We start from the raw sequence: 7560 nt of genomic DNA on the forward strand, positions 1-7560 counted from the left end.
GGGCCGCTACAGGCTGAGCTCCAACGACCGGCCGGGGATGGCGGCGAGGAGGCGCTGGGTGTAGGGCTCCTCGGGGGAGTCGAAGACGACGTCCGTCGGGCCCTGCTCGACGATCCTGCCCTTCTCCATGACGCAGGTGTGGTCGGCGATCTGCCGCACCACCGCGAGGTCGTGGGAGATGAACAGGTAGGTCAGCCCCAGCCGCTCCTGCAGGTCCGCGAGCAGGTGCAGGATCTGCGACTGCACGATCACGTCGAGCGCCGACACCGCCTCGTCGCACACGACGACGTCGGGCTGCAGGGCCAGGGCGCGGGCGATCGCGACGCGCTGCCGCTGGCCGCCGGAGAGCTCGGCGGGGTAGCGGCGCGCCATCGCGGCGGGCAGCGCCACCTGGTCGAGCAGCTCGTAGACCCGCTGCGACCGGGTGCGGGCGTCGCCGTAGCCGTGCGCACGCAGCGGCTCCTCGATCGTGCGGAACACCGTGAACAGCGGGTCCAGCGAGGAGTACGGGTCCTGGAACACCGGCTGCACGCGCCGCCGGAACGCGATCTCGTCGGCCTGGCGCCGCGCGTCGACCTCCTGGCCCTCGAGCAGCACGCGGCCCGAGGTCGGCTCCAGCAGGTGCAGCAGCATCCGCGCGACCGTCGACTTGCCCGAGCCGGACTCGCCGACGATCGCGACCGTGCGGCCGCGCGGCATGTCGAAGCTGACGTCGTCGACCGCGACGACGTCGGGCTCGCGCCCGAACAGGCCGCGCCGGGCCCCCGGGAAGACCTTGCGGAGGTTCTCGACCCGGATCAGCGGGGGCTCGTCGGTCCCGGTCTCGTGGCCGTCGGTGCGAGCGAGCAGGTCGTCGCCCTCGACGGCGTCCTCCGCACCCGTCTGCTTGGCGATCTCGATGCGTCGCGAGGCCAGCGACGGCGCTGCGGCGAGCAGCCGCTTGGTGTACTCGTGGGTCGGTTCCCGCAGCAGCGTGAGCGCCGGCCCGGACTCCACCAGCTCGCCCCGGTACATCACCAGCACGTCCGACGCGCGGTCGGCCGCCAGACCGAGGTCGTGCGTGATGAGCATGACCGCGGTGCCGCGGGCCGCCGTCAGCTGCTCCATACGGTCGAGGACGACCTGCTGCACGGTGACGTCGAGCGCCGAGGTCGGCTCGTCGGCGACGAGCAGCTCGGGGGAGGCCGACAGGCCGATCGCGATCAGCGCGCGCTGCCGCATGCCGCCGGAGAACTGGTGCGGGTAGGCGGCGATGCGCTCCTCGGCCTGCCCGATGCCGGCCTCGGTCAGCAGCTCGACGGCGCGGTCCCGCGCCTCCTTGCCCGACGCGGTCCCGGTGTCCTCGAGCGTCTCGACCAGCTGGCGGCCGATCGTCGCTGTCGGGTTGAGGTTGGTCATCGGGTCCTGCGGCACCAGGCCCAGCACGCGGCCACGCAGCCGCTGCAGCCGTCGCTGCGAGAGCCCCAGCAGCGACTGCCCGTCGAGCGTGACCGATCCGGCGGTGACCCGGCCGTTGCGCGGCAGCAGCCCCAGCACGGCGGCGGCGACCGTCGACTTGCCGGAGCCAGACTCGCCGACGATCGCGACCGTCTGCCCGGCGCGGACGTCGAAGCTGACGCCGCTGACCGCGACCACCGGGCCGGCGTCGGTCGTGAACGTGACCTCGAGGTCGCGCACCTGCAGCAGCGCGGGCGCCTCGTCGTCGCGTGGTGTGGTCACCGCGTCGTCCTGCGCGCTCATCGACGCCTCCTCATCCGCGGGTCGAGCGCCTCGCGCAGCGACTCGCCCAGCAGCGTGAACCCGAGCGCGGTGATCGAGATGCACAGGCCCGGCAGCAGCGCGAGCCGCGGTGCGATCGACAGCTCGGCCTGCGCGCCGGTGAGCATGCGGCCCCACTCGGCCTCCGTGGGACGGCCGCCGCCGAGCCCGAGGAACGACAGCGCGGCCGCCTCGATGACCGCCGTCGCGAGCACGAGAGTCGCCTGCACGATCACCGGGCCGAGCGAGTTCGGCAGCACGTGCGACATCGTCACGGTGCCGCGCGTCAGCCCGAGCGAGCGGGCCGCGAGCACGTAGTCCTCCTTGCGCTGCGCGAGCATCGAGCCGCGCAGCAGCCGCGCGAAGATCGGGATCTGCACGACACCGATCGCGATGATGATCGAGGTGTTGTTCTGGCCGGCGATCGCCGCGATCGACACCGCCAGCAGCAGCGACGGGATCGCCAGCATCAGGTCGACGAACCGCATCACCGCGGTGTCGACCCAGCCGCCGAACGCGCCCGCGAGCAGACCGACGGCCACGCCGCCGGCGAGGCCGAGCAGCGTCGACACGACGCCGATCACCAGCGAGGCGCGCGCTCCCCATATCAGCTGGCTCAGCACGTCGCTGCCGAACCGGTCGAGGCCGAGCGGGAACTCCGCGGACGGCCCCGGGATCATCGTCGGCCGGATGAGGTCACGCCCGGGCGTCGCCTGCGCGGGGTAGGGGGCGAGCCACGGCGCCAGCAGCGCGACCAGCACGAACGCCAGCACGATGACGGCGCCGAGGATCGCGATCGGGCTGGTCCGCATGCGGCGGAACGCCTGGCGCCACAGGCTCTGCCCGTCGCGCTTGCTGCCGGGTCGGGTGTCGGAGCCGCCGGGCTCGGGCGGGGGAGCCGCGTCGACGACGGGCTCGGCGGGGGGAGGGGTCGCGGTCATCGTGTCCTCAGGCGGGGGTCGATGATGCCGTAGGAGATGTCGACGGCGAGGTTGACGAGGGCGTACACGAGCGCGATCAGCAGGATGAAGCCCTGCAGCACCGGGTAGTCGGCGCTGGAGATCGCGGTGGCGAGGAAGCCGCCGATGCCGGGGTAGGAGAAGACCGTCTCGGTGAGCACGGCCCCGGACAGCAGCAGCCCGACCTGCAGGCCGATCGTCGTGGCGACCGGCAGCAGCGCGTTGCGCAGCAGCACCCGGTTGCGCACCCGCGGCGGCCGCAGGCCCTTCGCGACGGCGGTGCGCACGTAGTCGGAGCTCTGCACCTCGATCACCGACGAGCGGGTCATGCGCGCGATGATCGCGAGCGGGATCGAGGCCAGCGCCAGCGCCGGCAGCACGAGGTGCAGCACGGCGTCCCACGCGGCGTCCCACTCCCCGGTGAGGATGCCGTCGAGCACGTACAGGTTCGTGTAGTGGGTGGCGTCGATGTCGTTGGACTGCCGGCCCGTGCTCGGGAACCAGCCGAGCCGGACGGCGAAGACGAACTTGAGGATGAACGCCAGGAAGAACACCGGCACGGTCACGCCGACCAGCGACGCCACGACCGCGGCGTTGTCGACGAGGCTGCCGTGCCGGCGAGCGGCGACGTAGCCGAGCGCGATGCCGACGACGACGGCGATGAGGATCGCCCAGATCGTCAGCTCCACGGTGGCGGGGAAGCGGTTGGTGAACTCCTCCATCACCGGCCGCCGGGTCGTCAACGAGGTGCCGAAGTTGCCCTGGAGCAGCTGGCCCAGGTAGCGCACGTACTGCTCGTGCAGCGGGCGGTCGAAGCCGTAGAGGCGGTTGATCTCGGCGACGGCCTCGGGGGTGGCGCGCTCGCCGAGCAGGGCGGCCGCGGGGCCGCCGGGGAGCGCGCGCACCCAGAGGAAGAGCAGCACGGAGAGGCCGAACAGGGTCGGCACGAGCAGCGCCAGACGGCGCAGGATCAGTCGGAGCACGGGGTCCTCGCGAGCCCCGCGCCGCCCCGGGGGTCCCGGGGCGGCGCGGCGGCGGTCAGGTCACGGTCGAGCGGGCGGGGCTGACGCGGTGCGTCAGTCCGGCAGCTCGACCATGTTGTAGACCTCGTCCTGCACCGGCGAGGCCGGGTACACGACGCCCTCGCGGAACGCGAGCGACGGCACCGGGTGCGCGATCGGGAGCCCGGGCAGGAACTCCAGCAGCGCGGCGTTGGCCTCCTCGTAGGCCGCGGTCTGCTCCTCGATGTCGGGGAGCACGCGTGCGTCGTTGATCATCTGGAACAGCTCGGGGTTGTCGAAGCCCCACTCCATCGACTGCCCGCCGAAGAAGACGCCGATGAAGTTGTAGGTGTCGTTGTAGTCGCCGGTCCAGCCGAGCAGGTGCAGCCCGTGGTCGGAGCCGCCCTGGATGCGGTCGAGGTAGTCGGGCGACCACGGCAGCGGCGTGGCCTCGATCGTGATGCCGACCTCCTCGAGGTCAGCGGCGATCCGCTCGAAGACCTGCACCGGGGTGGGCATGTAGGGCCGCGACACGTTGGTCGGGTAGGTGAAGTTGATCGTCAGCCCGTCGGCGAAGCCGGCCTCGGCGAGCAGGTCGCGCGCGGCGTCCTGGTCGAACTCGTAGGTCTGGACGTCGTCGTTCCAGCCCACGACCGACGGCGGCACGAAGTTCGTCGCCACCTCGGTGCCCTCGGGCAGCGTCGCCGCCACGAGCGCCTCGCGGTCGATCGCGTGCGCGATCGCCTGCCGGACGCGGACGTCGGCGAGCTCCGGGACCGCCTGGTTCATGCCCAGGTACAGGATGTTGAACGGGTCGCGGTTCACGATCTCGTAACCGGCCTCATCGAGCGCGACGACGTCGGCGGGACCGACGAGGTCGTAGCCGTCGATGTCACCGGCCTCGAGCGCCTGACGGCGGGCCGTCGGGTCGTCGATGATCGGGAAGACGACGCGGGTCACCTCGCCCTGCTCGCCCCAGTAGTCGGGGTTGGCGGTGAGGACGACGCGCTCGCCGGGCGACCAGGAGTCGAACACGAACGGTCCGGTGCCGGTCGGGTGCTCGAGCGCGTACTCGGGCAGCACCGGGGCGTCGGACTGGCCACCGACGTTGTCGGCGTCGTACTCCTGCAGCGCGGTGGGCGACTGCATCGACAGCGCGGGCAGCGAGAGCGCCGCGATCAGCTCGGGCAGCGGCGAGGAGAGCCGCACGACGGCGGTGGTCTCGTCGGGCGCCTCGCAGGACTCGTACTTGCCGTTGCCGTCCTCGGCGTAGCCGCCGTTCACCTTGCCCCAGTAGTAGGACAGGCTCTCCGAGGCGGCGACGCCGGTGAAGTTGTTCCAGCGCTCGAAGTTGAAGCAGACCGCCTCGCCGTTGAAGTCGGTGCCGTCGTGGAACTTCACGCCCTCGACCAGGTGGAACGTGTACTCGAGGCCGTCGTCGCTGACGTCCCAGGACTCGGCGAGCAGCGGTGCGGGGTCCGCGGTGCCGGGGACCGTGCCGACGAGGCCCTCGAAGATCTGGCGGGCGACGCGGAACGACTCGCCGTCGCTGGCGAACGCGGGGTCGAGCGAGCTCGGGTCGGAGGACGACGCGAAGGTGAACGTCACCTCGCCGCCGCCGGTGCTGCCGTCGCCGCCACCGGTCTCGCCGCCGCCGTCGTCATCGCGCTGGGACGCACATCCGGTGAGGATGAGCGTGGCTGCGGCTGCTACGGCAGCCCACTTCGCGGTCCTTCGCATGGTGCTCCTTCTCGTACTTCGAATGGGTCTCACTCGAAGCCGACACACTAGAACGGCGCCGGAGGGCGCGCGGACCAGATCGGCTCATGGTGACCGAACTGCAACCTCGCGGAAACACCGTGCGCACCCGCACCGCCGCACCGGTCCGACGGCGTCGTGGCCTAGCCTCGGACGCGCCCCCATAGCCCAACTGGCAGAGGCAGCCGACTTAAAATCGGCGCAGTCCGGGTTCGAGCCCCGGTGGGGGCACGGCGTGCCCGTCGGCGCCGTCCGGACGCCGTCGGCGGGCGGGGGCCGCCGCGCTCGACGGCCTCGCCCGGCTCAGATCGAGGCGCCGGGCAGCCGCGCGGACTGCTCGAACCACGACGTCAGCAGCGCGTCGTCGACGTCGTCGCCCTCGTGGATGTCGAGGTAGCGCACGCCCTCGTGCTCCGACGCCTTCGGTGGCCGCGGGTCCAGCGACGTCCCGTGCAGCAGCTGCAGCTGGACGTCGTCGCCGTAGCACCGGAAGGAGGCGAACCAGCCCTCGTCGCCGGCGCCGTACCAGGGCTGGTTCCAGCGGACAGCCTGCCGCACGCCCGGGACCGCCCGGACGAGGAGCTCGTCGAGGCGCTTGCCGACGGCGCGCTTCCAGCCAGGCATGGCGGCGACGTCGTCGCGGACCGGCCTCTCGCCGTCGCCCTTGGGGATCTGCGGGTTGCCGCCCGAGAGCAGCCTGGGCGCGGTCGTCCTCGTCTCCGCCATGGCGGACCTCGGTGCCGCGGCGCGCGCCGGCGGTGGCACGCGCCGTCGAGCCTAGGTGCGACCGGTCACCGCGTCACGGGCTCCCAGACGACGCCGTCCGGATCGGTGAACGGATCGGTGCCGGCCTGCAGCACGACACCGGGGGCACCGTCGCCCTCGGCGGGCACGCCCGCCGCCTTCGCGAGCGCGGCGCGCCGGTTCAGCGTGACGGCGACCGGCGCAGTGTCGAGCTCGGCGTAGCGACGGCCGAACCTCCTCCCGGTGCCGACGCCGCGCTCGGCGTAGAACGCCGTGCTCGTGGCGACGTCGTCGACGGCGAGCTGGACCACGAGCTGCTGGATCTCGCTCGTCGCGGGGCCGGTGTCCTTCTTCTGCGCCGACGCGACGGTCACGACCGTGCCGTCGGGGGCCGCCACGGTGCCGCCGTACCCCCACAGCGACCGTGACACGGGCTTCACCTCGGTGCCGCCCGCGGCGAGCGCGGCAGCCACAGTGGCGTCCACGGAGGAGGGCTGGTCCAGCACGAGCGACACGGTGAAACCGCGGAACCCGCTGCCGGGCGCGCCCGGGCGCACCCGCACGCGCTCCTGCAGCCCGAGTGCGCGGAAGAACGCCTCGGTGCGGTCGTCGGCGGTGGCCGACTCGATGACGACGGTCTCGACGGTGGTGGTCATGCCGCCACGCTAGGGACGGCGTCGCGAGGTCGCTTCTCGATTCCTGACCGGTCGTCCGGCGGCCCGCCGGGCGGGCCTCACAGCACCGAGACGATCTTGACGACGACGACGCTGGCGTCGCTGTCGGTGATGCCCAGCTCGGGGTGCTGGTTGGCGAAGTAGCCGACCGGCGCGGCCACGAGCAGCACGTCGTCGCCGTGCATGTCGGCGACGTCCTGGCCGATCGCCGCCGCGAGCTCCTCGGGCGTGAGCGTCACCGTCGTGCCGAGGTTGACCGACTCCATCGGGTTGAGCGAGAACGTCTCGCCCTCCTGCCAGGACGCGGTGTCGGTCGAGACGTCGACCTGCAGGGCCTCGGGCAGCGGCGTGCCGGTGCCGGTCTCGAGCACCCGGGACTCGACGTCGTCGGGGATCGGCAGCCCGTCCGGGACCGTCACATGGTAGACGCCGGCCGAGTTCGGCGCGGCCTGGAGGTTCTCGACGGCAGGCCCGGTGAAGCTCGGCTCGCTGCCGGCGCGTACGGCCAGCAGGACGCCGACCACGATGCAGGCGACGACGAGGACGCCCATGAACCCGCCGTAGACGAGGCGCCAGCCCGGCCCGTGCCGCGGGCCGGCGGGTGCCGGGGCGGCGGCCGGCGGCTGCGCGGGCAGCGGACCCGCGACGTGCGCGGGCTGTGCTCCG

At 72.7% G+C, this 7560-nt stretch carries 7 protein-coding genes and 1 tRNA gene; 1 reads left to right on the forward strand and 7 read right to left on the reverse strand.

All coding sequences use genetic code 11. From position 1 onward, the window contains the following. Positions 1-6: 6 nt before the first annotated feature. From GPA02_RS14245 to GPA02_RS14260, 4 genes are all read right to left on the reverse strand, one after another. Positions 7-1740, reverse strand: coding sequence for a dipeptide ABC transporter ATP-binding protein (locus GPA02_RS14245; RefSeq protein WP_156200779.1), 1734 nt, complete (start codon positions 1738-1740; stop codon positions 7-9). Next, on the reverse strand, positions 1737-2699 hold the full coding sequence (locus GPA02_RS14250; protein WP_156200781.1) for an ABC transporter permease: 963 nt from the start codon (positions 2697-2699) through the stop codon (positions 1737-1739). The genes GPA02_RS14245 and GPA02_RS14250 overlap by 4 nt, the downstream gene beginning before the upstream one ends. Then, positions 2696-3700, reverse strand: coding sequence for an ABC transporter permease (locus GPA02_RS14255; RefSeq protein ID WP_156200783.1), 1005 nt, complete (start codon positions 3698-3700; stop codon positions 2696-2698). Before GPA02_RS14255 ends, GPA02_RS14250 begins: the two co-directional genes overlap by 4 nt. Positions 3701-3793: 93 nt before the next feature. Next, positions 3794-5458 carry an ABC transporter substrate-binding protein gene (locus tag GPA02_RS14260; RefSeq protein ID WP_156200785.1) on the reverse strand — a complete coding sequence of 555 codons (1665 nt, stop codon included), beginning with the start codon at positions 5456-5458 and terminating at the stop codon, positions 3794-3796. A 175-nt stretch (positions 5459-5633) separates the two neighbouring features. Between GPA02_RS14260 and GPA02_RS14265 the strand changes: the two genes are divergently transcribed. Further along, positions 5634-5707, forward strand: a tRNA-Leu gene (locus GPA02_RS14265). 72 nt (positions 5708-5779) lie between these two features. Here GPA02_RS14265 and GPA02_RS14270 read toward each other — a convergent pair. The 3 genes from GPA02_RS14270 to GPA02_RS18840 all read right to left on the reverse strand — a co-directional run. Continuing rightward, positions 5780-6202: a DUF1801 domain-containing protein gene (locus GPA02_RS14270; protein WP_156200787.1), complete on the reverse strand. Its 423-nt coding sequence runs from the start codon at positions 6200-6202 to the stop codon at positions 5780-5782. Between the two features lie 65 nt (positions 6203-6267). Beyond that, a complete protein-coding gene (locus GPA02_RS14275) occupies positions 6268-6876 on the reverse strand; it encodes a glyoxalase (protein ID WP_156200789.1) in 609 nt (202 codons plus the stop codon). A 77-nt stretch (positions 6877-6953) separates the two neighbouring features. Then, the coding region (locus GPA02_RS18840) for a hypothetical protein (protein ID WP_420809362.1) at positions 6954-7560 on the reverse strand (607 nt) is incomplete at its 5' end.

Origin of the sequence: Actinotalea caeni, assembly GCF_009733795.1 — a bacterium.
GTDB classification, from domain to species: domain Bacteria; phylum Actinomycetota; class Actinomycetes; order Actinomycetales; family Beutenbergiaceae; genus Pseudactinotalea; species Pseudactinotalea caeni.

What these genes read in the sequence shown, in the direction of transcription:
- GPA02_RS14245 (WP_156200779.1), bottom strand. Translation starts at nt 1,740, where the DNA reads ATGAGCGCGCAGGACGACGCGGTGACCACACCACGCGACGACGAGGCG.
- GPA02_RS14250 (WP_156200781.1), bottom strand. Translation starts at nt 2,699, where the DNA reads ATGACCGCGACCCCTCCCCCCGCCGAGCCCGTCGTCGACGCGGCTCCC.
- GPA02_RS14260 (WP_156200785.1), bottom strand. Translation starts at nt 5,458, where the DNA reads ATGCGAAGGACCGCGAAGTGGGCTGCCGTAGCAGCCGCAGCCACGCTC.
- GPA02_RS14270 (WP_156200787.1), bottom strand. Translation starts at nt 6,202, where the DNA reads ATGGCGGAGACGAGGACGACCGCGCCCAGGCTGCTCTCGGGCGGCAAC.
- GPA02_RS14275 (WP_156200789.1), bottom strand. Translation starts at nt 6,876, where the DNA reads ATGACCACCACCGTCGAGACCGTCGTCATCGAGTCGGCCACCGCCGAC.